Source organism: Agrobacterium sp. SORGH_AS_0745, assembly GCF_030818995.1.
Classification (GTDB): Bacteria; Pseudomonadota; Alphaproteobacteria; order Rhizobiales; family Rhizobiaceae; genus Agrobacterium; species Agrobacterium tumefaciens.
Genome location: NZ_JAUTBI010000001.1, coordinates 469,372 through 493,976, shown reverse-complemented (window position 1 = coordinate 493,976; position 24,605 = coordinate 469,372). Strand labels below are relative to the sequence as shown.

The window sequence follows — 24,605 nt, the reverse complement described above, 5'->3', positions numbered from 1 at the left end:
GAGCGCCATTTCGGCCAGGCCGCTTCAGCCACCATACTGATCGTCCGTGACGTGCTCCATCCAGTCCACGACCTTGCCGTCTTTCACTTCCTGAAGCGCGATATGCGTCATGGCGACATCGGGTGCCGCCCCGTGCCAGTGCCTTTCGCCCGGCGCGAACCACACGGTATCGCCGGGGCGGATTTCTTCCACGGGGCCACCCTCGCGCTGCACCCTTCCAAACCCTGAAACCACGATCAGGGTCTGTCCGAGCGGGTGCGTGTGCCATGCGGTTCGCGCGCCTGGTTCGAAGGTGACCTGAGCGCCCTGCACCCGCTCTGCATCGAACGGGTTGAACAGAGGATCGATACGGACCGTGCCGGTAAACCATGCCTCGGGGCCTTTGGTTGAGGCCCGTGTTCCCGCGCGCAATATTTCCATGGTCATTCTCCTGACTGGTATCGTGTGGGGGGATTTGAAGCGGTAATGCCTCTCTTGTCCACTGGCGAGTGAAAATTCAGTCAGGCCGCATCGACCCTTGGTCACGGGTGACAGGAACCGGATCTCCGCTATGCCGAGACCCGGTTCCGCCTAAGCCAAAGCGTCAGCCGATCTGCGCGTTGTCGTCACGCTTGATGGCGATAACGGTGGAGCGCGGCAGCTTGCCTTCGCCATCCGGGAAGGGGGCGTCGGGGTGCTGGATGCCGACGAAGTGGGTACGCTTGTCGCCGGACCATGTCTGGCCGGTAACTTCGGAACCCTTCGGCGCGGTCAGGAAACGCTCGATACGGCCGGTGGCCGGATCGCCTGCCAGCATCTGGTTATTGCCCTGGCCGGCGAAGTTGCCTTCGTTGCTGTCCTCTCCGTCGGTCTGGATCCAGAGGAGACCGGTCGAGTCAAACATCATGCCATCGGGCGAGTTGAACATGTTGCCTTCGTTGATGTTCGGAGAGCCGGCATAGGCATCCTTGTGAACGGTGGGGTTGCCGGCCATGCAGAACAGGTCCCACTTGAATCTGCCGTCCGCGTGATCGTCGTTTTCCGGGTACCAGCGCACGATCTGGCCGTATTCGTTCTTTTCGCGCGGGTTGGCAGCATTGATCGCCATGGCGTCGCCGCCAGCATTGGCGCGCAACTTGCCGTCTTTCATTTCGCCGCGACGGCTGTTGTTGGTAAGGGCGCAATAGGCTTCGATGGCGACCGGGTTGATGGCGACCCATTCCGGGCGGTCCATCGTTGTCGCGCCCACCTTGGAAGCGGCCTGACGGGTGAAGACGCAGATTTCATCGATCTTCATGCCTGTCGTCTCAGGCGTTAGAGCCAGCCATTCACCAGCGCCGTCGTCCGAGAACCTGGCGACGTAGAGCGTGCCTTCGTCTAGCAGTTTCGAGGTGTCGCCACCGGGCACGTAAATGCCGTTGGAGACGAATTTGTAGAGGAATTCGCCACGCTCGTCATCGCCCATGTAAACCACCACGCGGCCGTCACGCGCGATCACCACAGCGGCGTTTTCGTGCTTGATGCGGCCAAGGGCGGTGCGCTTGATCGGGGTGGAGGAGGCGTCCGAAGGATCGATCTCAACCACGTAACCGGCGCGGCGCGGCTCGTTGGGGTTCTTGGCGACATCGAAACGCGCATCGAACTTCTCATAGGCGTAACGGGTCTCGGCGACGATGCCGTAGCGCTTGTAGTCATCCGGCAGCTTGAAGGCGGCATCAGTGGTACCGAAATAGCCGTTGAAGTTTTCCTCGCAGGTGAGGTAGGTGCCCCAGGGCGTGCGGCCGGCGCCGCAATTGTTGAAGGTCCCCAGACAGTCGACACCCTTCGGATCTGCGGCGGTCTTGACGAGGTCCGAGCCTGCGGCCGGGCCGGAAAGCTTCATCGGGGTGTTGTGGTGAATACGGCGGTTGAACGGGCTGTCGAGAACGATTTCCCAGCCTCCGGTGCCTTCCGCAACTTCCATGACGGTGACGCCCTGCATGTTCTGCAGGATCTTGACGTCGTCGGCCGTTTTCGGGTTGCCCTTTTCGGCATGCGGCAGGTTGGTTTCGGGGTTTACATATTCATGGTTGACGGCGATCAGCTGGTGATTGCCAACCATGAACAGTTCCATGCCGTCAGTATTTTCGCCGAAGACCTTGTCGGAGTTTTCAACGCTGACACCCTTGGTAGGGTCGAGGTCGGGCACGTTGGAGAACAGCGGCTGGCCCCACTTGGCGACTGGCTTCCAGCTGTAGCCTTCCGGCACGTGAATGGTGTGGTCGGTCGCGGCAGCCACCGGCTTGAAGGGGAAACGGCCGGCTGCCGCTTCCTGCGCTTCCGCCGAGGTGCTGGTCATCAGGTTGCCGAGCGTGCCCATGGCTGCTGCGGCCGAACCGAAGGCAAGCACGCCACCGAGAAAGCCGCGGCGGGAAATCGCGGTCTCGACCACGCGGTCGAAATCGGTTTCGGCCGGCGGCGGGTTTTGCAGCTCGTCCCACGCATCCCAGGAAAGCTTGCTCGTATCGATGTCGGTCATATCGTATCTCCACCGTTGCATGTTTGGAATCATTCCAACACGGTGCGTACCGTTTCAGTGTTTCACACAAATGACGGGAATAACGACTTTAAATATGATCTTCACAGAAAATGATTCTGTATTTTTCCCTTAATGCGGGAGAAGGATACGGGTGAGCAAAAAGCCTTCGAAGCGGCAGAAGTGGAAAGCAATGTCCGTTCCCTTGCGCCACTCGCCGCTGATGTCGGTCGTCAGCCGAAGGGATGCTGAACCGCACTCTTCATAGCCGGATAACTCCGCCGCCTCGAAAAAGAACGAACGCCTGACGGTCGGATAAAGCGCTTTGAACAGGCTTTCCTTGGCCGAAAAGATCAGCCCGGTCATGAAGGGATCGATGTCGTTTCCAAGACTGAGGCGTTCGTTCGCGGTCAGTACCTGCGGGGCAATATCGCAAGCTTCCTCCTCGTTCAGAAGCCTTTCGATATCGATGCCAATGCCGCAGAACCGCTCGGAAGAGCCGGCAAGCGCAATTGCCCGCTCGTGGCTGTGGGAAATCGCGCCGACCACGCCTTCGGGCCAGATAGGGGCGCGATCCTCTCCCATGCCGGGAAAGGAGGCGCGGCCGGTCAGACGGCGTATGGCTTCGGCAGCACATCTGCGCCCGGCGATAAATTCCGCCTTGCGTCTGGGCGCAGCGCGCAAAAGCTGCGGCGGCAAGGGAGGGACCTTGCCGCCGCGCCCTTCTTCGGCGCTGTAATGAAGGGTGACACAGTGACAATCGCATCTGTCATCCGGCCAAGGCCAGATGGCCTCGGGTGGATCGCCGGAAACAGCTTCGCCGTGAAACGCCGGCACGTTGGCCATTTCTGTCATCCTCATCACGCGGACCGATGCTCAGGCGGCAAGCGTGGCGCCGCCATCGACCACGATCTGCTGCATCGTCACATGGCCTGCCTGATCGGAGGCGAGGAACAGCACCGTGTCGGCGATGTCGTCCGGCCGCGCGATTTTGCCCAGCGGAATGCCGAGCTTGAACTGCTCGGGAAGACCGGCGACCAGTCGCTGTTTGCCGCTGGGATCGTTCAGCATGCCGGCCAGCATCGGCGTATCGGTGGAGCCGGGTGACACCACATTGCAGCGCACGCCATAGGGCGCGAGTTCAAGTGCTGCGCAATGGCTGAGGCTGACGAGTGCGGCCTTGGAAGCACAATAGGCGAGCATGCCGATGCGCGGCACAACGGCGGCGTTGGAGGCAATGTTGACGATTGCCCCGCGCCGCTGCCGCTTGAAGACGCCGCTCCATTGCCGCAGCAGGTAGAACGGCCCCGCAGCATTGACATCCATGCAGGCGTTCCAGTCCTGCGGCGTCAGGCTTTCGCTGTCGCCGAGCCGGAGGATGCCGGCGGCATTGACGAGAATGTCTAGCCCGCCCCATTCCTTCTCGATCGCCTTGCTCGCCGCCTCCACTGCCGCCGCGTCCGTGATGTCGAGCGTGATTTGGCGGAAGGTTGCATCGGTTGCATCGGCAATGAGGTCAAGGCCGATGACCTCGGCCCCTTCCTCGGTGAAACGCTCGGCGATGCGGCGGCCGATGCCCTGCGCGGCACCCGTCACCAGCACGCGCCGCCCGTTAAATCTGTTCTGCATCATCTTGTCCGTCCGCTCAGGCCGCGAGCCGCTTTTCTTCGATCAGCGCCCACCAGGCAGAAAGCGTCGGTACGCGGGCAAGCTCTTCGAAGCCCACGATGACGCCGCGTTCCTTCAGTTCGCCGGCAAGCTTCATCACCTGCAGCGAATCCAGCCCATAGAAGATCAGGTTCTCATCCGGGTCGATGTCGCTCTCGTCCTCCACCATTTGCAGGACGCGGGCCTTCAGCCATTCGCTGATATCGGTGGTCTCTCCCGCGCCGGCAAGGCTTTCAGTGTCGATCACCACGCCGCAGCGTGTTGCCACATATTGCAGCGCCATGCGGTGTTCGGCTTCGGAAAAATCGGCGACGGCATCACCCAGCATGAAGGGCTGAATATCCTTCATGAAGGCTTCAACAGCCGTCATCATGCAGCCGATATGGGCATAGACGCCGCCGATGATGATCTGGTCGCGGCCCCACCCCTTCATACGCTCGGCAAGGTCTGAACGCTGGAAGGCGCTGTAGCGCCATTTGGTCAGCACCACATCGTCGGGCGTCGGCGCAAGCTTGTCCACGACCTTCTGCAACTCCGGGTCGACCACGGTCAGGCCCGGTCCCCACATGTCGTTCAGAAGCGCGCGGTCGGCGGCAGGCTGGTCGTGCGGCTGGGCGGTGTAGATGACCGGCACGCCGTTCTGAACCGCCCATGCCTTTACCTTTGCAAGATTGTCGATGAGGGTTGTCATCAACCTGCCGTCGGCCTCGTAGAACCGCAGGAAATAACGCTGCATGTCGTGGATGAGCAGCACGGCGCGCTTGGCGTCCGGCTGCCATTTGGTCTTGTTGGCCGGAAAGCTTGCTGCGACCGGCATCGGATAATCGGAAATGGTGGGGATCGTCATATTGACCTCGATAGTTTGGCGCATCGGCATGGGCGACACGCAATTTTCAAATGGTTGGGGCGTGCACGCTCCGTTACGCCGGGATGGGCGCTGCGAGCATGTCGCGTAGACGTTTCTTGTCGATCTTGCCGACGGCAGTAAGCGGCATGGTGTCGATGAAACGCACCCGGTCCGGCAGCTTGTAATCCGCAACACCCAGACCAGAGAGATGCTGGCGGATGGCCGGTGCCTTGAGAGCGGGATTGCGGGAAACGACGAAGACGCAGCTTTTTTCACCGAGGAGTTCGTCCTGCATCGCCACCAGTGCGGCATGCGTCACATCCGGATGCTGCAGGATCAGGTTTTCCACCTCTTCCGATGCGACCTTCTCGCCGCCGCGATTGATCTGGTCTTTCACCCGGCCAACCACCCGCAGGTAACCTTCGGGCGTGCGCTGAACGACATCGCCGGAATAATAAAAACCCTGGTTGTCGAAGACGCGCGCGCTGTGCTCGGCGGCGCGGTAATATCCGCGAAACGTATAGGGGCCGCGCGTCGCCAGCATGCCGGCTTCGCCTTCTGGAACGTCGTTGCCGTCCTCATCAACGATGCGGATCTCGTCATCCGGGCTGATCGGCCGCCCTTGCGTGGTGAAGACAACATGGTCGGGATCACCGGCGCGGGTATAGTTCACCAGACCTTCCGCCATGCCGAAGACCTGCTGGAGGGCGCAACCCAGCACCTGCGGCACTTGGCGGGCTAAAGCTTCAGCGAAGCTTGCGCCGCCGACCTGCAACAGCTTGAGGGATTTCAGCCGTTCGCGATGGGCGGGCGCCACCTGTAACCACAGCGCCACGGCCGGCGGCACCAGAGGCACAATGTCGATGCCATGTTTTTCGATGAGGTCGAAGCAGGCAAGCGGCTCGGGATTGGCCGCCATTACCACGGTGCCGCCAGCGTGGAACACGCCAAGCGCACCCGGCGAACTCATGGGGTAATTATGCGCCACCGGAATGGCGCAGAGGAAACGGGTCTGCGGCGTCAGCTCGCAGATTTCCGCACTGGCCCGGGCGCTGTAGTCATAGTCGTTATGCGTGCGGGGGATCAGTTTCGGTGTTCCGGTGCTGCCGCCGGAAAGCTGGAACAACGCTACCTCATCAGCTGCCGAAGGGCCGTAATGCGGCGCATTTTCGGCGGGTGATGAGAGCCATTGTTCGAGGCTGCGCTGCGGTTCCGTCTCACCAAGCAGCAGCGTTACGGCAAGCTGCGGAGAGGCAAGCTTCAGCGCCTCCAGAAACGTGTCATTGGCAAAAAGCTCGTGGGAACGCGAGCCGATCACCAGCTTTGGCGCAATCTGTTCCGCATAGGAGGTCATTTCCAGCCGACGATGGCTGAAAAGCGCATTGACGGGTGCAGCGCCGATTTTCATCAGAGCGAAAAAGACGAGATAGAACTCCGCGATATTTGGTAATTGCACCAGTGCCGTATCGCCCCTGCCGATCCCGGCGGCAGCCAGATGCCCGGCAAGATTGGAAGATTGCCGGTCGAGATCGGCATAGGTGAAGCGGCGGTCGCCGCAGATCAGCGCGGTCGCGTCCGGCCGAAGTTCCACCTGCTGGGTGAGGATGTCGCTGAGCGGTCTGTCGATCCAGTAGCCGCGGTCGCGGTATCGGCGCGCCAGATCTTCGGGCCAGCGTTCAAATTCGATTGTCATGGTGTGTCCCTGGGAAAATTAGGCAGAAAGACCGCAGGCGTTCAGCATGGTCTTGAGCTTGGTCTGCACCTCGGCCCATTCGGATTCGGGTTCCGAGGCTTCAACGATGCCGGCGCCTGCGAACAGCCGCACGGTTTGCCGCTGCACGGTGCCGCAACGGATTGTCACTACCCATTCGCCGTTACCCTCGGCATCCGTCCAGCCGACCATGCCGGTGAACAGCCCACGCTCGAAAGGCTCGACGAAGCGAATAAGCCTGCGGGCACGCTCGGTGGGGAAACCGCAAACAGCAGGTGTGGGATGCAGCAGGCACGCGAGTTGCAGCGCATTGGTCTCGGGATCAGCAAGGCGACCCTCGATGCGCGTCGAAAGATGCCAGAGAGCGGCCGTGTTGATGAGGGAGGGTTTTTCGGGAACGTCGATTTCAGTGCAGCAAGGCGTAAGCAGCGAGCGTATATCCTCGATCACGAGGCTATGCTCGTAATGGTCTTTTTCCGAAGCCGAAAGCCGGTCTGCATTGGCCTTGTCCGCCACTGGGTCAGCCATGCGTTTTGCCGAGCCCGCGAGCGGGTTCGAGATGACTTTTTCACCGTGCTTGCGGATGAGGAGTTCGGGGCTCACGCCGATCAGATCGCCGCCATCGGGCAGCGGAATGCGAAACTGGTAACCCTCGCGGTTCTGTTTGGCGAGGCTGGCCAGCAATCTTTCGACATTGACCTCGGAGGCGAAGGTCAGTTCACGCATGACCGAAAGCACCGCCTTGCGGACATCGGAATGGCGGAAATTGACGATGGCATGCTCGACGGCGCGCTTGAAACCATTTTCATCGGGCAGGCTGTTCTGGCCGACAAGCGTTGGCATGGCCGAATCAGTCGAGATCGAAGCGGTACCTTTTGGATTCCACTCATGGTTGTTGGGGATATATAGGCAGGATGGCTCGTTGACGTCGAAGGGGATGGCGCCAATGGCGATGGGATTGTCCTGTCTGGCCCTTCGCGCCCTCTCAAAAGCGGCCTTTATCGCCTTCTGCAAAGGGCTTCCCGCGTCTTCAGCGCCATGGGCAGGAATCGTTATCCTTTCGCGAATGCCTCTGGCACGCAGTTCGCCCGAGCCAGAAGTGAACAGAAATTCTCTATCAAAATCAGTAATTTCGTCGGAATCGACGTCATTCGTCCTGAGTGCTCCCGTTTTCATGGGATGCCTCCTGTGCGAGTGGTTGACGGTGGCTTATACTTGATTATGATAATCATGTTTTGTCAATCGGTGCAAATTCACATGCTAAATTTAACCCCCATGCAGGTTGCCTACTGGGTCGGCCGAGAGGCGGACGGGATACTCGGAAAAGTTACGCCGCATCTCTATATCGAGTTCGAAGGCAGGGGGCTGGAGGCGGAAAGACTGGCTGTCGCGGTCGAAAGGCTTTGCCGGCGTCACCCCATGCTCAGCCTCAGGATTGATGCGGAAGGGCGACAGACGGCGGACCCCGCCGGCCGGCCGCTCCGCCTCGACGTGGAGGACATGGCGTCTCTCAATGAGGAGGCGCTTGCGCACCGTCTTGCCACCAAACGTGAGAAGTGGAGCCATCGCCAGATCGATCTGCGCGTTGCCCCGCCGGCGGCAGTGTCGCTCAGCCTGCTGCCCGCAGGTCGCGCCAGGCTGCATGTGGATACCGACATGTTGGCCATCGATCCCGCCAGTATACGTATCGTGCTGGAAGATCTCGCCCGCTTTTATGAAGCCGACGCGGACGAACTCGAGCCATTGGGGGATACACCACCATCGTTTTTCAGCTGGGCGGAACGTCTTGCATCCGATCCGGAACTCACAGCCCAGCGTGAAAGGGATCGGCTGTGGTGGCGGCAACATATTGCCGATATTCCGGAGGCACCGCCATTGCCGTTTTTGCCCGAGGACCCGTCACGCGCCGTTCACACCGATCGCCTTGCAGCAAGACTTTCTCCGGCTGAACGCAGCAGTCTGGAACGGGTGGCGCGGCGCTGCGGCGTGACCACGTCGACCCTGTTGCTTGGTATCTTTGCAGTGGTGCTTTCGCAGGCGACGAATACGGAAAAGTTCCGGCTTTCCGTGCCGGCTTTCTGGCGCGCGCCGCTGGTGGAAGGGGTCGATGGCATCGTCGGCGAATTCTCCAATGTGCTCATTCTTGGCGTTGATATCCGGCCTGAGGAGAGCCTTGAGCGACTGCTTGGACGGCTGTTAGGAGAGATGAACGGGCTTCTGGCGCACCAGTCCTATCCCGGGGTCAGCGTCATGCGCGACCTTTCCCGCCTGCGCGGCGGTTTGCAGACCTCACCGGTTGTCTTTACCGCGGGTGTCGATTTGCCCGGGGGCGAGTTGTTTTCGGAAAATGTGGGGCGCGTGTTCGGCCCGATGATCCACACCGTCTCGCAGGGGCCTGGAGTTGCGCTGGATGCGCAGGTCGCAGCGCTCGATGGCGGGCTTTTGGTCAACTGGGATGTGCGGCTCGATGCGCTGCCGGAAAGCTGGCTGCGAGCCCTGTTCGACGCCCATACCGCCCTTCTTCGCCACCTTGCCGCCAGCCCTGATCTCGTTTCCGAGACCTTGGAGCGATTAGGCTTGCAAGCGCCTGAAGCGACAGTGCAGACAAAAGGAAAATCCATGGAACGGCCACTCTCAGCCTTGCAAAAGGCCTATCTGCTCGGTCGCGGCACCCATCTGCCGCTGAGCGGCGTGGCGATGCAGGAGTTCCGCGAATATCGCGGCAATATCGATCCGGCATTGCTTCGCTCGCGCCTCACCGCAATGGTCGAGCGGCATGAAAGCCTGCGCACCCACATCGATGAGCGGCGTCTGGTGCAAGTGGTCTCGGATGAGCCGAAGCTAAACCTTGATATTGTTGATCTTTCGCACCTGTCCGCTGCCGAAGCCGAACAGCGGATCGGCACCGTGCGGCAGGATTTCTCCCATGCCCATTTCGATCTTGCCGCCTCTCCCTGGCAGGTCACGGTGTTTCGTCTGCCGGAAATTGCGGTGGGGGACAGCGTGGCGGTCTTCCTGCGCTTCGACGCCCTCATTCTCGACGGACGGGGAATAGCCAGCCTTGCGGCTGAACTCTTCGATGATGTCGTGCTGCCCGCATCAGCCGTAGCCACCACCGCCGCGCAGCAAGATGTAGCAGCGGCCCGTGCCGAGGATGCCGCATACTGGGCTGAGAAACTTGAGGGTGCGGAAGTGCCCTCGCAACTGCCTTGGAAAGCCCCGCTCGAAACCATTGCCGTTTCGCGTTACAGCCGCCAGAGCCTGACCGTGGAAAAACAACGCTTTACCGCCTTTTCACGGATCGGCGCGAAAGAGCGGCTGTTCAAAAATTCGGCGCTGACGGCGGTAATCCTCGATGTGCTATCGCTTTGGCTGAACGAAGGTGCCCTCGTCGTCGGCATTCCCGTCGCCCCGCAGGTGGAAGGCGCGTTTGCCAATCGCTCGAGCTTCATCGCGGTCAAATGGGATGCGGCCAAGGGCGATTTTGCGGAGCGGGCCGCAGCTTTGCAAACCGATGTGCTTGAGGGCCTCAATCATCTGGCTTTTTCAGGGATCGATCTCAATCGCATCCTTCTCAACGCCAATCCGGGTGGGCTCGCCCTGCCTGTCGTCATCACCAACGGTCTTTCATGGCCGACGCTTTCGCAAGATTCCACGCTTCGTTGGACGGACGGGCTGACCCAAACACCACAGGTGGCGCTGGATTTCCGCTTTTCGCAAAACCCGAATGGCGATCTCGTCCTCGATATCGATTATGCGGAGCAGGCGATCGATGCCGCAATGGTGGCGGACATTCTCGGTGCGATAGAGCGTGCGATTGCCGCGATCACCGCCAGCGGGACGTTCTCGATGAATTCCCGTGAGATCGTCGACCTGTCGCACTATCGGCTGAATGGCGACGAGCGGAACTTCGTCTGCCCGCCATTACTGGAACGGATCGCCTCGCATCTTTTCGAAGGAGACGGATCGCGCACGGCCCTGATCAACGGCAAACGGCGCGTGTCATATGGCGAGCTCGGCGATACGGTGGCGCGGGCGATGGCGGGCCTTAAGACGCGCGGCATTGGCCGGGGCGATGTCGTAGCGGTGTGCCTGCCGCGCAGTCCGGAGCATACAGCCGTCACGCTGGCCGCTGCACTTATCGGCGCCATCTGGGTGCCGATCGATGCGAGCTCGCCGGAAGATCGCCTGCACTATCTGCTGACCAATTGCCGCCCGGCCATGATCGTCGCCCGTTCCGTTCCGCAAGGATTTGACGCTGTCGGTCCCGAGGAGCTTCTCGCAGCGCCAGCCGCCTCCGGCGTGCCCGTTAACGCGGCGGAACTGGCGGCACTTTCAGCAAGCGAAGCACCCGCTTATTACCTCTACACTTCCGGCACGACAGGCAAACCGAAATGCGTCGTGCTCTCTAACAGGGCCACGGCCAATGTCATCGGCAGCACGCTTTCGGAATGGGCGGTGACGGAAAATGACGTCTTCATCTCCGTCACGCCCTTGCACCACGACATGTCGGTCTTCGATGTATTCGGCGCGCTTGCCGCCGGTGCGACACTGGTGCTGCCGGAACCCGGCGAGGAAAAGGATGCGGTCCGCTGGAACGAGCTGGTGGCCGAACACGGCGTTACGCTGTGGTGCTCGGTGCCGGCGATTCTTGAGATGCTATTGTCCTGCCATCGTGGCGACCAGCTCGGCTCGCTCCGGCTCGTCGCGCAGGGCGGTGATTACATCAAGCCCGTGGTCATCGAGGAGTTGCGCCGGCTGAAACCCGAGCTTCGGCTGATATCGCTGGGCGGGCCGACGGAAACGACCATCTGGAGCATCTGGCACGAGATCGTGGCAGCCGATACCACGGCGATACCCTATGGACACCCTCTACCCAGCAATCGATATTTCATCCTCAACGATCAGGGCGGCCATTGCCCGGCGGGCGTTGTCGGACGCATCCACACAGTGGGCGTGAATGTGGCGATCGGCTATCTTGAAGATGGTGCCATTACCCAGACGGATTTCGTCACGGTCAGCGATCCCGGTGGACATGCGGTGCGCGCCTTCCGCACCGGAGACCGGGGCCGTTACCGGCCGGATGGCAAGATCATGTTCGCCAGCCGCGTCAACGGTTACGTCAAGGTGCGCGGGGTGCGGGTCTCGCTGCCGGATGTGGAAAATGAACTTATCCGCCACCCCTCCATCCAGCGTGTACTGGTGGTGGATTACGGTGCCGAGCAAAAGGGGGAGGCTGCTATCGGCGTGCTTTATGTTCCGATGCCTGGCATTGAGCTTTCCGCCGCCGATATGCGCAATTTCGCCCGCAGGCATCTGCCGGAATCGCATGTGCCCGGCCGCTTTCTCAATGTGGCCGATCTGCCGCTATCGGCCAATGGCAAGCCGGATCGCCGCCGCGCCCGCGAATTGCTGACGGCAGCGGAACCGGCAAAGGCACCTGCGGCTGTAACAATCAAAGTCGCCGATCAGGGTGATCGCCGCGTGCTGGATATCTATCTCGGCGTGCTGGGCAAAAACCCGGAAAATGTGGACACGAGCAGCGATTTGCTGGCGCTTGGCCTTTTGCCTTCGCATCTGAAAACCGTCTCGGCCGAAATTCGCAGCGCCTTCGGCGTGGAGCTTTCGCCGCAGCAACTCCTGCGTTGCCGAAACGCCAAACAGGTCAGTTCGCTTTTACCCGCCTCGGCGGCATGAACCGCATCATTGCGGCCAGAAAATCACAGGAATAATCCAAGGAAAAACAGATGGCGCATATCGATCCTGCCAGTGGCTGGCTTCCCCTGACCCAGCCGCAACTCGATTTCTGGGAGGAGTTTTCCTTCCATCCCGACGAACCGGTCTCTACCGTCGCCCATTACATCGAGCTTTCCGGTGCCGTGAACGAAGGCGCTCTGCTTGAGGCAATCAGGCGCACCGTGCGCGAATCGGAAGTTCTGTCGATCCGTTTTCGCGTCGGTGAGGATGGCGAGACGCCGCAGCAATGCTGCGATCCGCTCCACGCTCCGATGGTCGAGCTTGTCGATCTCCGTGCCCATCCGGCGCCTTTCGAGGAAGCGCTGGGGCGCATGAACGCGGATGTCGAGGCAGGGCTTGATCTTCGAACCGACAAGCTCTCCGCCCAGGTGCTTTACCGCATCGCCGACGATCGCTACCTCTGGTATATCCGTGCCCATCATATCGTCGTCGACGGTTATGGTTTGACGCTGGTGGAGCAGCGCTGCGGGCAGCTTTACGGGCACTATTGCGGCAAGGGCGAGGCGGGTCCGGATTTCCATCCTTTCCCCAGTTTTCTTGCCGAAGAGGACGCTTACCGGCAAAGCCGCCGTTTCGAAAAGGACCGCGAGTTCTGGACGGCCTATCTCGCGCCGCCGGTGGATCTGCCCGTGCTGGACAAGGATTGCGAGGATTACGGTGGCGGCGGCCTGCATGCCGATGCGGGATTGCCGGAAGGTTTCAGCACAAGACTGCAACAGATATCCGGCGCACTGGAGATAGGCTGGCCGGACCTGCTGGTGCTGCTTTCAGGCCTTTATCTTCACCGCGTATTGCCGCGCCCGGATCGCGATGTGCTGACGCTGTGGCTGCCCTTCATGAGCCGCTGGGGCAGCGTCGGCGCGCATATGCCCGCCATGCTCGTCAATATCCTGCCTTTCCATCTGACAATAGAACCGCAGGAGAGCCTTGGTAGCTTCCTTGCGCGCAATGCCGCCAATCTGCGCCGGCAGCGCCTGCATGGCCGCTACCGCATCGAACAGATCGCCGCCGATCGCAACATATCAAAGGGCCGGCGGTTTTTCTTCTCACCGCTTATCAACGTCCTGCCCTTCAGCGCGCCGGTATTTGCAGGGCTTGCCGTTATCAGGCACATTCTCGCCAATGGTCCGGGCGACGGGTTCAACCTGACCTTCCGTGGCGAGGATGACGGCAGTGATCTGAACCTGCATATCGACGCGGATTCCGCACTGACCGAAGCCGACGATTTCGCGCGTTACCGCGAGGAGATGCCGCTGTTTCTGGATGCCATGCTGCGCGACGAGGCGCTGGCGGCTCCGGCCGAAGAGGTTTCCGCGGCCTTCCGTCTGGCGGTTTGAGAAGCCGGGTGCTCTGCAAGAAGGGGACGGAAATCTCTCTGCCGTCACTCTGCATTTGGTCGGGAGTGACTGGGTGCGGATGTGATAAACCCGGCTCCGTTATGCAAAACCCTGCCTGATGGGGTGACATGCTGTCCTCCCACCCAACGTCATCCTTGGGCTTGTCCCAAGGATCCAGTGGGGACAGGCCCGAGCATGACGGAAGAGAGCTTTCCGGACATTTGTTAAAAAGCAAAACCCGGCGCCGCCATGCGGAGCCGGGTTTATTGCGAAGCCTGGCCAGCACTCAGGCTAGCGTGGTCAGCACACGGCCCGAAGCGCCTGCTTCGGCGAAACGGCTGAAGACGCCGCTGGTGGTCGTGCGCAGCCGGTCGACATCCTCGGGGCCGTAGCGGTCGGAGCGGTAGCTCATCAACACGCGGATGGAGCGTTCGCCGCCAATCGTTTCTTCCATTACCTCGAATTGCAGCCCCAGCATGGATTCGTGCTTGTCGGGATCGATCTGCCGGAACTCGACGGTTTTGCCGTCCGGCCCTGAAAGCGTGCCGTTCAGCTTGTTCTTGGCGTGGATCTGGATGAATACCTCGAACAGATGGTCGCGGCCGGGCGTCATGCCGAGCGCCTCTTCGACGAGATCGATTGGAATTTCGCTGTGTTCCAGAGAGCCATTGACCGTGTTCTTCACCGAGGAAATCAGTTCGCCGACCGTCATCTCCTCGCGGAAACGCACACGATGGGCAACGACCGTGGTGAAATAGCCGATCGTATCGAAATAGCCGCTGTCGGTGCGCCCGGACGCCGATGTGCCGACCACGAGATCGCTCAGCCCGCCCAGATGGCGCAGCGACGCGGCGATGGCGGCATAAACGACGTTGAACAGGGAGGCGCTGTTCTGCTTGGCGATGGCGTAAAGTCCGTCGCTGACGTGTTTTTCCAGCTTGAACTCGATCCAGCCGCCCGCCGGCGCCTCGTCGTGTGCAGCATCTGTCGGCGTGCTGTTCTGTCCGGTAAGGACCAGGCCTTTCGGTGCGTCCCGCAGCATATCGGTCCAGTAGGCAAGGTGGTCGCCGTTGACGCCGGATGCCACCTGTTTTCTGGCGAATTCATGGAAGGGTGCGGGCTTGCTCGCAAAGACAGGGGCCTTGCCCGTGGCTCTTGCCCTATAGGCTTCGGTCAGCTCGTCCATCATCAGGTTCACCGACCATTCGTCCAGCACAATATGGTGGAAGAGGAAAGAGAGCACCTGGCCGCCGGTTTGGGGATTGCGCAGGAAACGCAGCCGCATCGGCAATTCGCGGGCAAGGTCGAACCGCCAGGACGCTTCCGTATGCCGGTCCACGCCTTCGCTTTCCTCACTCGTCCAGAACCACTTATAGCCGGGCAGGTCGTGCATCGGCACGATCTTTTGCAGAACCGTCCCATCTTCGACGTAAAAATGGGTTCGCAGGCCGGGATGACGCTCGATAATATCGAGGAATGCACATTCGAAAGCGCTCTCATCCACCGGATCGAGGAAATCGAGCGCGAAGGGGATGTTGAAAATCTCGCCGAAACCGAAGGCGGCATAGGCTTTCCAGAGCGACATCTGCGCAAGAGAAAGCGGTGCCGTCAGCGAGCCGGTCGCGGTTGCTTCCGCCTGTGCAGGGGCGGCGGTTTCGAGACGCGTCGCCTGTTTTGCGAGCGATGCGGCGGTGGGATAGCTGAACAGGTCGTTGAAACGCAGCTCGATGCCGTGATTGCTCAAAAGGCGTCCGATGATGCGGGTCGCGATCAGCGAATGGCCGCCAAAATCGAAGAAATCGTCATCCGGTCCCATGTCTGTCGACGCAAGCGCTTCGCGGAATTCGGCAAGAATTGCCGCGGCAGTCTCGTCGTCGCTGGAGCGGGAGGCGGCGGGCAGGGATGCTGCAGCCTCCGGCCCTGCGGACGAGGTTTGATGCGTAATGCCGGAAAAATCCGCACCGCCTTCGAGATGGGCGATGAAACGCTCCAGCAGAAATGCCGTCGCATGCGGCGAGGCCTCCTTGCCGCCGGTCAGTTCCAGACGGATGTGGCCATCAACCGTGCTGCCAGCAGCGAGCGTCAGGCCAAGGCCGGACTGGAGAGAGGGGAGTGGCAGGCGCTCGAACCGGAGCCGCTCGACGGATGAGGTTTCAGCCGATGTTGGCAGGGTCTGAAGCGTGAAGGTGGCAACCTCGTCGTTGTGTTCGCCATGTCGGGCCAACCCAGCCAGCACGGCTTTTTCGGCCTCCTGCGGCGACTGGCTACGTGAGATCGAGACGCGGGCGACCGCATCTGCCGGAAGCGGCAGGCCGGCCTCGTTCCCGGGTTGCAGGGGCAGGCGCAGGGTAACAGTGTCGAGATCGCCATTGGTCGCCAGAAAAAGCGCGAAACGGGCACCGGTGCGTGCCAGAAGCGCGTCCGGTGCGGCCGAGCCGTTTGGGTCGAGAAGGGCAGCCGGAAGATCGACGCCGTGGCAGTGGCTCGCCGGCTTGGTCCCGTTATTTCGGAGAGAGACGACGGGCGTGCCGGAGGCCGGTCCTTGCAGCCAGGGGAGCGGAACTGGATTGACGATGGCGTTTTCGGTGATGCGTGGCGAAAGCGGCTTTGGTGCCTCGCCAGCATAGGCTGCGGCAATAGCGCCCAGCAAAATCTGCGGTGAGAGGGATTCACCAAGCAGGCCATGCACCAGAAGCGCCAGCAGTACCTCTCCTTCGCTCAAGAGCACGATGGCCTGAAACGGCGGATCGATTTCCGCGTCGAACGGGCTTGCCTGAAGGTCGTGCAGAAGGGCCACCGCTTCGTCTTTCGATGCCGTCTGAAACAGTTGCACGAGAGATGCCGAAGGGGCCTCTACGCTCTTGGCAAGGGTGCCGTCTTCTCCAAAGGAAAACCGCACGCGCAGTTCGGGCCATGCCTCGCAAACCGTCTCCAGTGCCGATGTCAGGCGCAGAAGGTCGCTCTCGCCGCCGATGCGGTAGGTGAGAATATGCCGGAAGACCTGATCGGGGTCCTGAAACTGCTGGAACCAGACCCGCTCCTCATATTGGCTTGGCTGCGATCCGCTCCGTGGGGCTTCGTCCGCATTGTCGAAGGTTTGTTCGATGCGGCGCGCAAGCATGCGCGAATTATCTGCTGCCATGGTCCTCTCCTTGGAAGTATAATGTTGAGGTAGGTCGCGCTTGGCGGGGAAAGTCCCCTCTTGCGGGGATCAGCAGCCCGCGCGCGACTGCTCGATCAGCGCCTGCCAGGCGGTAAGCGTGGGCTGACGGGCGAGATCGTCATAGTGAAGTCGCGTGCCGGCGAGCTGCGAAAGCGGCGGGATCAGGCGCATGAGAGCGAGGGAGTGAAGTCCGCAGCCGAACAGGTTGGCGTTCGGGCCGATATGCCCCACCTCATCGTCCAGAACCTTGGCGAGATGGGCTTTGAGTTCCGTCGTCATCATGTCCGCCTCCAGCTTGCCAGCCGCCGCGATTGCCGGTTCATTCATCGAAATGATCGTGAACGCCGCTTGCTCCGCGCCGCCAGTAGCCGGAAGCGCGCGTCCATTTGGGGTTCGCGCCGTACTCGCCGATCAGGATTGCGCGCAGGTCTTTCGCCGCTTTCGATTCGCAGGCGACCCAGCTGAAGAAATCGCCCTCAGGCAGTTCAAGCGTACGCAGCGCCTCCGTCAGGGCGTCGTGATCGGCGCCGCCCGCGGCCTCCTGCGTTACCCAGATGATCGACGCGTCAGCTTTCGTGGCGAGGTCCAGGCGATCAGCCTCCGTCTCAACTTCGATCAGGGCGACGACGCGGGTGCCCTTGGGCATTTCTTCCAGTCGCCGTGCAAGGGCGGGAAGGCCGGTATCGTCGGCAATCAGCAGATGCCAGTCGAAGGTGAAGGGAATGGTGAACGAGCCGCGCGGGCCTGCAATCCATGCCTTGTCACCCACCCTGGCGGATTTTGCCCAGTTGCTGGCGGGGCCATCATGGTGCGTGGCGAAATCGATGGCGAGTTCACCCTTCTCGGCATCGAAGCTGCGCGGCGTGTAATCGCGTGCGAGCGGGCGCGGCGCGCCTTCGGGAAATTCGAGGCCGTTCGGGCCGATCACCGGCAGGTTAGGTTCGGTTTCGCCGGGAAGCGGGAAGAACATCTTGACGTGGTCGTCAAAACCGAGACTGGCAAAGCCTTCAAGCTCAGGCCCGGTCAATACGATGCGCACCATGGACCGGCTGAGTTTTTCCACCCGGGCCACGTCAAGGCAGCGTAGCTTGACGGCGTAACGATGGCGTTTGGGGGTCCGGTCCTGAACGCCGGTTTCAATGCTTTGTGCAATGCTCATGTTGCTGTCTTCCCTGGGATATCGCCGATGGGGATCGGCAGTTTCGCTGTCCCGGATCGGCATGCCGGACAATCGCGCACCGGAGTTTTCCGGCGGGAGATCCGACGTCGTTGTGTCAAGATGCGCGAACCATAACAGGCGGTTCCGGCGGTCGCAATATAAGTTTCTTCAAAAACTCAAGTTTATGTCCGGCGCATGGTTTGCGCCGGAATTGCGCTTGTCGAAAAGGCGTTTAACGGCGGCCTGCCCAGCTTTCCACCGCGTCCAGCGTGTGCAGCGCGCTTGGGATGGACGGCGTCGTGACCCGGCTGGAATCGAGAAAGATGATCCGGCCGTCACGCGCCGGTTTGACGAAGCGTTCCCAGCCGGGAATGATTTTTTCGAGTGCGGCGCGCGTTCCGGCTTCGCCTCGGGCGGGGCTGTTATAGCTGTTCATCACCACCAGCAGATCAGGGTTGAGCTTGCCAAAAGCCTCGGCACTGAGCGGCATCGTCAGGGTGGAACCCAGCCCACCCGACGAGGTGGCGTTGTCGATTTTCAGCCGTGCGTAACCCAGATCCTCGAGCGCCTGCACCGCACCGGACATATCGCCGACCGCGTTGATCTGGTCGGTCAGCAGAATTGCGAGATAGGTCTTGCCTTTTGCGTCTTCGCCGAGTGCTTTTTTGACGGTGGCGAGTTTCTCGTCATAGGTCTTCCGGCGCTCGGCAAAAGCGTCACTTCTGCCAACGAGACCCGAAAGATTCTCTTCGACGCTGAAGCCATAGGTGTGGCCAGTGCTTACCTTCTGCAGATAGACGGGCGCGACGGTGGAAAGCTGCTCGGCCTTGCCGCTGTCCATTTCCGTGGCGACGATCAGGTCAGGTTGCAGCGCTCTCAGCTTTTCCAGATCGATCTGACCCACCGCGCCGAAACCTTTCGGTTTCGTGCGGCCTTCACCGAGAACGGTGTCGATGAAATCAACGGCAGTGGCGAATTTGCCGTCGCTGTTGCGGCCATAGGCGCCTACCACGTTGGCGCCAAGATCCATCAGCGGCACGCCCAGCAGCGGTTCGTGCATGACGACAATGCGCTGCGGCTGCTCGGGGATGGAGACCGTGCGGCCGGCGGCATCGGTGACGGTTCGCTCTGCGGCAAGGCTGCTTCCGGCGGTCAGAAGTGCTGCTACGAGGATGGCAAATCGCATGGCATACCCTTTGTTCAATTTCTTCAGTGGCGGTTAGTTCTGCGCAGCGCCTGCAGGCGCAGCGTGAGGATGAAAAGCGGCACGCCGATCAGCGTCAGCGCAAGGCCTATCGGCATCGGCGTATCGGCCACCAGCCCACGCGAAAGCGTATCGGCGGTCACCACCAGAATGCCGCCCGTCAGCCCCGACAGGAAAAGCCTGGCGCGACCGACGGCGGGCGACAGGAAGGTGGCGAGATGCGGGGCGATGACGCCGAGAAAGGTCAAGGCGCCGACAGCGGTGACGGAAGCGGAGCTGAGGATGACCGCAAAAACGATGACGAGCGGGCGCGAACGTTTGACCGTTTCGCCGAGCGCCATGGCCATCTCGTTACCGAGATCAAATACTGCAAGCGCCCGGCCGATGAGGAAAATGCCCACAAGGCTGACCGCGAAAAGAGGCGCGAACACGAGGATGATCGGCCAGCTCGCCTGAAACAGCGAACCCGCCATCCAGTCTGCAAGCGACAGCGATGTTTCCGTTGGTGTGTAGAGCAAAAGCACTGATGAGACTGATGAAAGGGCGGATTCGATTGCGATGCCCATCAGCAGGATGGCGAGCCCGCTGGAACGTTCGCGCCCCACGAGCGCGATGAGCAGGAAAGCTACCGCAAGGCCGCCGCCGACGGCCGCAAGCGCCACCATGGTCTTGGGCGCCGCCGGCACCAGCACCAGAAGCAGCATTATGGTGGTCATTGATCCCTGGCTCAGACCGAACAGGCCGGGATCGGCAAGCGGATTGCGGGCGACCGATTGCAGCATGGCCCCGGCCAGCGCAACGCTCCATCCGGCCATGAAACCAAGCAGGATGCGCGGCAGCCGTACCGTCCACAGCGCATAGGCCTGATCGTCGCTCAAATGCCCGCCGGCAACGCCGTGCAGAAGGTCAATGAGACCGGTCTGTGTATTTCCGAGACTAATGGAAATGGCGGCCAGCACCAACGCCAGCAGGATCAGTGCAAGGCCGGCCTTTAGGTTGCCGATGCCGATCTGCATCCCGCTCGGCAGCCGCAGGACCGCTTTGCCATCGGTGGCCAATTGCCTTTTCATGACAGCCCTCTTCATGACAGCTTATTGGCCGAAGGTGAAAGATAGAAGCGCTTGACTATGACGATGAAGACGAGGCCGCCGAGCAGGTCCATGAACAGTCCGGTATTGACCACATACGGCCTGAACAGGGTTTGCGCGCCCAGATCGGCCAGCACGCACAGAATCGCCCCGACAAGGGCTGAAGCGGGCAAAGCGAGCGTGAAATTCACCCCGACCAGCGGCCGGACCATATGCGGAACGATGAGGCCGACGAAGCCGATGGGACCGCAGATGGCCACGGCCGAGCCGGACGCCAGCATTGTGGCGAAAAGTGCGATCCGGGAAACGCGCGTGACGTTGACGCCGGCGGAAGCGGCTTTTTCCGCACCCAGCAGTACCAGCGTCAGCGGGCCGGCAACCGACCAGAGCATCACCATCGCAATGGCGCCAATCCACCAGAAATCGGTGAGGCGCTCGGCATAGACGTGGTTGATATTGCCGCCGACCCAGCTCAGGAATTCGGCGCGACGTGTGGGGTTTGACAAAAGGAGGGCATTGGTGATGCCGATCAGCAGCATGGAGACAAGCGCACCGGACAGGATGAGCGACAGGCCGCGCGGATCGTTTGACCGCCCGGCCAGCCGGGCAACGAGGAAGCAGGCGCCAAAGCCGAAGCCGGCGCCGATAAGCGCGATGAGCCCCTGTATTTCGGGCGAGAAATCGAACACCAGCGCACCGGCGACCACAAAAAGCGTCGCACCGGCATTCAGGCCCAGGGTGGAGGGCGAGGCGAGAGGATTGCGGGCAAGCCCCTGCAGCACGCAGCCACTGACGGCCGTGGTGGCGCCGACATAGATCGCAATCAGTGAGCGCGGGATTTGCTGATAGAGGAGAACCGACTGTTCATAGGTTTCGGCCTCGCCGTGCACGAGCGTCGTCGCGATTTCGGCAAGTGGCAGGTCGCCAGTCATCAGCACGAAGTTGGTGACGAGAACAACGGCCAGCAAGATCGCGGCGGCAAAGATCAGCATTATTTTAGATGTCATGCCGGAATGGCCTGTTCCTGCCGCTCCAGCCGCGGCACGCAGATGAGCCGCCCCTGCCGGGAAAATATGTCGGCCTCGAGATCAAAGACGTCGGCCACATTGGCTGATGTGACGGTATTCGCAACAGGCCCGGAGGCGAGAACCCGTCCGGCTTTCAGCATGATGACGTCATCGGCGAAGGTTGAGGCGAGGTTGAGATCATGCAGCACGACGATAACAGTTTTGCCGTGCCTGTCCGTCAGTTCGCGCACGAGGCTGAGGACGGCATATTGATATTTCATGTCGAGATGGTTGACCGGCTCGTCCATCAGGATCACCTCCGTGTCCTGAGCGAGCACCATGGCGATGAAGGCGCGCTGGCGCTGGCCGCCGGACAGCGTGTTGACCTGCGCCCTGGCCTTGTCTTCCAGCCCGACGGTCTTCAGCGCTTCGGCAAAAAGCGCCCGGTCGCGTTCGGAGGGACCGCCGCCAAGCCCGTAACGTGCATAACCCGCAAGCTCGATCAATTCGCCAAGCGTCATATAGTCAGGGCAATGGCATTCCTGCGGCAGATAGGAGATGCGGCGGGCGAGTTCGCGGCGTCCGATCGCGCCGATCAGGCGGTCACCGAGGCTTATCCTGCCTGATGATAAAGGCACGAAGCCCATGATGGTCTTCAACAGCGTCGACTTGCCACAGCCGTTGGGTCCGACCAGCGCTGTGACGCGGCCGGTTTGAAAGCGGGCAGACAGGCCCTGCAATACGGCGATGTGTCCGTAACTCGCATGAAGGTCCGTGGCATCAAGCACCGGATTACAACTCCTGTTATTCATAGGGCCATGCGTCGACTCGACGCACGTCCTACCTAAGCTGTTGAATTCACATATCGAACTTGCGGAAATCGGGTTCTGTACCGGCAAGCGCGACAGGCTGGTCTTGAAGCGACACTAAACTATAGTAAAATTCTCCACAAATCGAAATTTGCCGATTCACATCGCGGATTTCGTGATGATTTTTTCATTCGAGGTGTTTCATGTCAGTCGCGCTCAAGCTTCACGTCGGCATGTCGCTGGCGCCAACCTGGCTCAGCGGCGAGGCATGGCGGCGTCAAGACAGCGGTATAGACGGGGTTTTCTCCAGCGATTATTTCGTCGATCTTGCAAAGCGCGCCGAGGCTGCGCATGTGGATTTTGTCTTCCGGCCCGACACGCTGTTTCTGCGCACTGAGGGGCTGGAGACCGGCGGCGGATTTGCGAGCATGGACCCGAACATGCTTCTGGCCGCCATCGCACGGGAGACCAGCCATGTCGGCCTGTTATCCACGGTTTCAACGACATTCCTGCCGCCTTATGTGATTGCCCGCCAACTGCAATCGCTGAACTGGCTGAGCAATGGCCGGGCGGGATGGAACATCGTCACGGCGCTGGACGGCCACGAAAATTTCGGCCTGAAAGAAATGCCATCGCCACAGGAGCGTTATGAACGCGCCGCCGAGTTCACGCAGGTAGTACAGCAGCTCTGGGCGAGCTTTCCCAACGAGGCGCTGAAGCTGGACAAAGAGAGCGGGCGTTTTGCAGATCCGTCGCTGGTCCAGCCAATCGCGCATGAAGGAAAGCACTTCAGCGTCAAAGGCCCGCTCAACCTGCCGGCCCATTCCAGCCGTATTCCACTGGTGCAGGCTGGAGCTTCCCCCGAAGGCCGCGATTTCGCAGCCTCCGTTGCGGATGCGGTCTTCGCCTCGACGCCGGATATGCAGGCGGCAATCGAGCTTCGGGCGGATTTACGGCAAAGAGCGGAGCGGCATGGGCGCTCACCGGATGTGGTGAAGCTGATGCCGGGTCTCAGTCTTTATCTGGCGGACACCAAGAAGGAGGCGCTGGAGCTATTTGCGGAGACCCACGCAAGGGCCAACCATGGCCGCATATTTGCATCCATTCAAAATCTGACGGGTCTTGACCTTTCCGACTGGTCGCTCACGCGGATCGTCACCCCTTCTGACTTGCCGCCGCCGCCCGAGACACCGAGAAGCCGCACCCATGCCAATCTGCTCCGCCGGTTGATCGAACGGGAAACGCTGAGCGTTGCCGAATTGTTGCGGCGACCGGAAGTGATGGGGTCGGGCCATTGGCAGATCATCGGCACGGTTGAGGATGCTTTTGAAAGCATCCGCGAATGGGTGGCGGCCGGCGCGATAGACGGCTTTGTCGCGGTGCCCGGCGGTTCGGTCGCGTCGATGCGGCTGGTGCTGGAGCGGCTGCTTCCGAGGCTCGGCGATGCCGGGCTGTTCCGCACCGCCTATTCCGGCAGCACCTTCGCCGACCACCTGGCCGGATAGGTTTACGAGCCGCCGGATTCTGCCGTCGCCTTTCCGGCCGCTTCAAGAAGCTGCGGAAAGTGCCGCTCGGTCTCGGCGGTCGCGAGGAAAGAAACGGTGGTGACGACGCAACAGATTTCGCCCTGTGCGTCGAAAACCGGGGCGGCCTTGCCGGTCAGGGCGGAGAACAGGTGTTCGTTGAGTTCCGCCCCGCCTGTCTCACGAATGGCGTGCAGGACTTTAGCGTCTGGGCGGGACCCGCGAAAGGCGGGCGGCTGCAGCTTGCGCACCGGCGCTGTCCTATCCGGTGGCAGATAAGCCTGAAAAAGCAGCCCGCAGGCGCTGTTATCCAGCGGTAGAACATCCCCCAGCGCCACGGTGCTGATGGAGAAGCTGGCACTCCTGTGCCACTGCACCACGGTCGGGCCGCGATCGGTCCAGATCGCCACGCCGCAACTGGCGCCGATCTGCGAGGCCAGTGCTTTCATCTGTCGACCGGCGGTTTCGACCGGATTGATTCGTCTGAGCGCGCTGACGCCTATCGAGAGCGCGGTTGGGCCGAGGTCGTAGCTGCCGGTTGCAGGGTCCTGTGCCACCAGTCCTTCCCGCACGAGGCTTTGCAGGTAACGATGAGCTGTGGAACGGCCTGTGCCGGCGCGTTTGGCGAGTTCGCCCAGTGCAAGCGCCCCGTCCGATTTTGCCAGAAGGTCGAGAAAACGGGCAGCAATAGAGACCGACTGAATGAGGGCAGAGCGCTTCTCTCCGTCGTTTTCAGGCAGATTGTCCGGCTCGTCATCCATGGCGTCCAAGTCGCTCCCCGATTTATGTCGTGAACATGCCTAGCGCATCCGACCGGAAATCGGAATCGATTTCTGAG

At 61.1% G+C, this 24,605-nt stretch carries 18 protein-coding genes; 3 read left to right on the top strand and 15 right to left on the bottom strand.

The window, feature by feature from the left end; translation table 11 throughout:
* Positions 1 to 24: 24 nt before the first annotated feature.
* The 7 genes from QE432_RS02185 to QE432_RS02155 all read right to left on the bottom strand — a co-directional run bounded on the left by QE432_RS02185 (position 25) and on the right by QE432_RS02155 (position 7,896).
* Positions 25 to 420 (bottom strand): (R)-mandelonitrile lyase, encoded by a 396-nt coding sequence (locus QE432_RS02185; protein WP_003518141.1) that lies wholly within the window; start codon positions 418 to 420, stop codon positions 25 to 27.
* Between the two features lie 163 nt (positions 421 to 583).
* Positions 584 to 2,497, bottom strand: a complete 1,914-nt coding sequence (locus QE432_RS02180; protein ID WP_306623279.1) for a PhoX family protein — start codon at positions 2,495 to 2,497, stop codon at positions 584 to 586.
* 129 nt (positions 2,498 to 2,626) lie between these two features.
* Complete coding sequence (locus QE432_RS02175; protein WP_065658476.1) at positions 2,627 to 3,340, bottom strand: 4'-phosphopantetheinyl transferase family protein; 714 nt, start codon at positions 3,338 to 3,340, stop codon at positions 2,627 to 2,629.
* Between the two features lie 30 nt (positions 3,341 to 3,370).
* On the bottom strand, positions 3,371 to 4,126 hold the full coding sequence (gene dhbA, locus QE432_RS02170) for a 2,3-dihydro-2,3-dihydroxybenzoate dehydrogenase (RefSeq protein WP_013762274.1): 756 nt from the start codon (positions 4,124 to 4,126) through the stop codon (positions 3,371 to 3,373).
* Positions 4,127 to 4,139: 13 nt separating this feature from the next.
* Positions 4,140 to 5,009, bottom strand: coding sequence for an isochorismatase (locus tag QE432_RS02165; protein WP_013762275.1), 870 nt, complete (start codon positions 5,007 to 5,009; stop codon positions 4,140 to 4,142).
* A gap of 73 nt (positions 5,010 to 5,082) precedes the next feature.
* Positions 5,083 to 6,702 (bottom strand): (2,3-dihydroxybenzoyl)adenylate synthase, encoded by a 1,620-nt coding sequence (locus QE432_RS02160; RefSeq protein ID WP_065658478.1) that lies wholly within the window; start codon positions 6,700 to 6,702, stop codon positions 5,083 to 5,085.
* An 18-nt stretch (positions 6,703 to 6,720) separates the two neighbouring features.
* Positions 6,721 to 7,896, bottom strand: a complete 1,176-nt coding sequence (locus QE432_RS02155) for an isochorismate synthase (protein ID WP_306623277.1) — start codon at positions 7,894 to 7,896, stop codon at positions 6,721 to 6,723.
* 81 nt (positions 7,897 to 7,977) lie between these two features.
* Here QE432_RS02155 and QE432_RS02150 point away from each other — a divergent pair, with 81 nt between their 5' ends.
* Positions 7,978 to 12,417 carry a non-ribosomal peptide synthetase gene (locus tag QE432_RS02150; protein WP_174012307.1) on the top strand — a complete coding sequence of 1,480 codons (4,440 nt, stop codon included), beginning with the start codon at positions 7,978 to 7,980 and terminating at the stop codon, positions 12,415 to 12,417.
* A gap of 50 nt (positions 12,418 to 12,467) precedes the next feature.
* Positions 12,468 to 13,814 carry a condensation domain-containing protein gene (locus QE432_RS02145; RefSeq protein WP_111795975.1) on the top strand — a complete coding sequence of 449 codons (1,347 nt, stop codon included), beginning with the start codon at positions 12,468 to 12,470 and terminating at the stop codon, positions 13,812 to 13,814.
* Positions 13,815 to 14,100: 286 nt separating this feature from the next.
* Here the strand turns inward: QE432_RS02145 and QE432_RS02140 are convergent, their stop codons facing one another.
* From QE432_RS02140 to QE432_RS02110, 7 genes are all read right to left on the bottom strand, one after another.
* On the bottom strand, positions 14,101 to 16,956 hold the full coding sequence (locus QE432_RS02140) for a condensation domain-containing protein (RefSeq protein ID WP_111802269.1): 2,856 nt from the start codon (positions 16,954 to 16,956) through the stop codon (positions 14,101 to 14,103).
* A 69-nt stretch (positions 16,957 to 17,025) separates the two neighbouring features.
* A complete protein-coding gene (locus QE432_RS02135) occupies positions 17,026 to 17,304 on the bottom strand; it encodes a phosphopantetheine-binding protein (RefSeq protein ID WP_038494938.1) in 279 nt (92 codons plus the stop codon).
* Positions 17,297 to 18,136, bottom strand: a complete 840-nt coding sequence (locus QE432_RS02130; protein ID WP_038495885.1) for a siderophore-interacting protein — start codon at positions 18,134 to 18,136, stop codon at positions 17,297 to 17,299. Before QE432_RS02130 ends, QE432_RS02135 begins: the two co-directional genes overlap by 8 nt.
* 232 nt (positions 18,137 to 18,368) lie before the next feature.
* The gene (locus tag QE432_RS02125) at positions 18,369 to 19,322 is read right to left on the bottom strand and encodes an ABC transporter substrate-binding protein (protein WP_019566926.1); all 954 of its coding nucleotides are present in this window, start codon (positions 19,320 to 19,322) and stop codon (positions 18,369 to 18,371) included.
* A 23-nt stretch (positions 19,323 to 19,345) separates the two neighbouring features.
* Positions 19,346 to 20,410, bottom strand: coding sequence for a FecCD family ABC transporter permease (locus QE432_RS02120; protein ID WP_306623275.1), 1,065 nt, complete (start codon positions 20,408 to 20,410; stop codon positions 19,346 to 19,348).
* Positions 20,411 to 20,421: 11 nt separating this feature from the next.
* Positions 20,422 to 21,435: a FecCD family ABC transporter permease gene (locus QE432_RS02115; protein WP_174012311.1), complete on the bottom strand. Its 1,014-nt coding sequence runs from the start codon at positions 21,433 to 21,435 to the stop codon at positions 20,422 to 20,424.
* Positions 21,432 to 22,247: an ABC transporter ATP-binding protein gene (locus QE432_RS02110; RefSeq protein ID WP_065658486.1), complete on the bottom strand. Its 816-nt coding sequence runs from the start codon at positions 22,245 to 22,247 to the stop codon at positions 21,432 to 21,434. Before QE432_RS02110 ends, QE432_RS02115 begins: the two co-directional genes overlap by 4 nt.
* Before the next feature lie 200 nt (positions 22,248 to 22,447).
* Here QE432_RS02110 and QE432_RS02105 point away from each other — a divergent pair, with 200 nt between their 5' ends.
* Positions 22,448 to 23,749, top strand: a complete 1,302-nt coding sequence (locus tag QE432_RS02105; protein WP_065658487.1) for an NtaA/DmoA family FMN-dependent monooxygenase — start codon at positions 22,448 to 22,450, stop codon at positions 23,747 to 23,749.
* A 2-nt stretch (positions 23,750 to 23,751) separates the two neighbouring features.
* Here QE432_RS02105 and QE432_RS02100 read toward each other — a convergent pair whose 3' ends face one another.
* Entirely contained in the window at positions 23,752 to 24,528 is a 777-nt protein-coding gene (locus QE432_RS02100; RefSeq protein ID WP_065705812.1) for an IclR family transcriptional regulator, read from the bottom strand.
* Positions 24,529 to 24,605 lie beyond the last annotated feature (77 nt).

Coding starts and splice junctions, on each gene's coding strand:
- QE432_RS02150 (WP_174012307.1), top strand. CDS start 7,978: ATGCTAAATTTAACCCCCATGCAGGTTGCCTACTGGGTCGGCCGAGAG.
- QE432_RS02125 (WP_019566926.1), bottom strand. CDS start 19,322: ATGCGATTTGCCATCCTCGTAGCAGCACTTCTGACCGCCGGAAGCAGC.
- QE432_RS02145 (WP_111795975.1), top strand. CDS start 12,468: ATGGCGCATATCGATCCTGCCAGTGGCTGGCTTCCCCTGACCCAGCCG.
- QE432_RS02155 (WP_306623277.1), bottom strand. CDS start 7,896: ATGAAAACGGGAGCACTCAGGACGAATGACGTCGATTCCGACGAAATT.
- QE432_RS02120 (WP_306623275.1), bottom strand. CDS start 20,410: ATGAAAAGGCAATTGGCCACCGATGGCAAAGCGGTCCTGCGGCTGCCG.
- QE432_RS02130 (WP_038495885.1), bottom strand. CDS start 18,136: ATGAGCATTGCACAAAGCATTGAAACCGGCGTTCAGGACCGGACCCCC.
- QE432_RS02140 (WP_111802269.1), bottom strand. CDS start 16,956: ATGGCAGCAGATAATTCGCGCATGCTTGCGCGCCGCATCGAACAAACC.
- QE432_RS02165 (WP_013762275.1), bottom strand. CDS start 5,009: ATGACGATCCCCACCATTTCCGATTATCCGATGCCGGTCGCAGCAAGC.
- QE432_RS02110 (WP_065658486.1), bottom strand. CDS start 22,247: ATGAATAACAGGAGTTGTAATCCGGTGCTTGATGCCACGGACCTTCAT.
- QE432_RS02160 (WP_065658478.1), bottom strand. CDS start 6,702: ATGACAATCGAATTTGAACGCTGGCCCGAAGATCTGGCGCGCCGATAC.
- QE432_RS02100 (WP_065705812.1), bottom strand. CDS start 24,528: ATGGATGACGAGCCGGACAATCTGCCTGAAAACGACGGAGAGAAGCGC.
- QE432_RS02185 (WP_003518141.1), bottom strand. CDS start 420: ATGGAAATATTGCGCGCGGGAACACGGGCCTCAACCAAAGGCCCCGAG.
- QE432_RS02175 (WP_065658476.1), bottom strand. CDS start 3,340: ATGGCCAACGTGCCGGCGTTTCACGGCGAAGCTGTTTCCGGCGATCCA.
- QE432_RS02135 (WP_038494938.1), bottom strand. CDS start 17,304: ATGAATGAACCGGCAATCGCGGCGGCTGGCAAGCTGGAGGCGGACATG.
- QE432_RS02105 (WP_065658487.1), top strand. CDS start 22,448: ATGTCAGTCGCGCTCAAGCTTCACGTCGGCATGTCGCTGGCGCCAACC.
- QE432_RS02115 (WP_174012311.1), bottom strand. CDS start 21,435: ATGACATCTAAAATAATGCTGATCTTTGCCGCCGCGATCTTGCTGGCC.
- QE432_RS02180 (WP_306623279.1), bottom strand. CDS start 2,497: ATGACCGACATCGATACGAGCAAGCTTTCCTGGGATGCGTGGGACGAG.
- dhbA (WP_013762274.1), bottom strand. CDS start 4,126: ATGATGCAGAACAGATTTAACGGGCGGCGCGTGCTGGTGACGGGTGCC.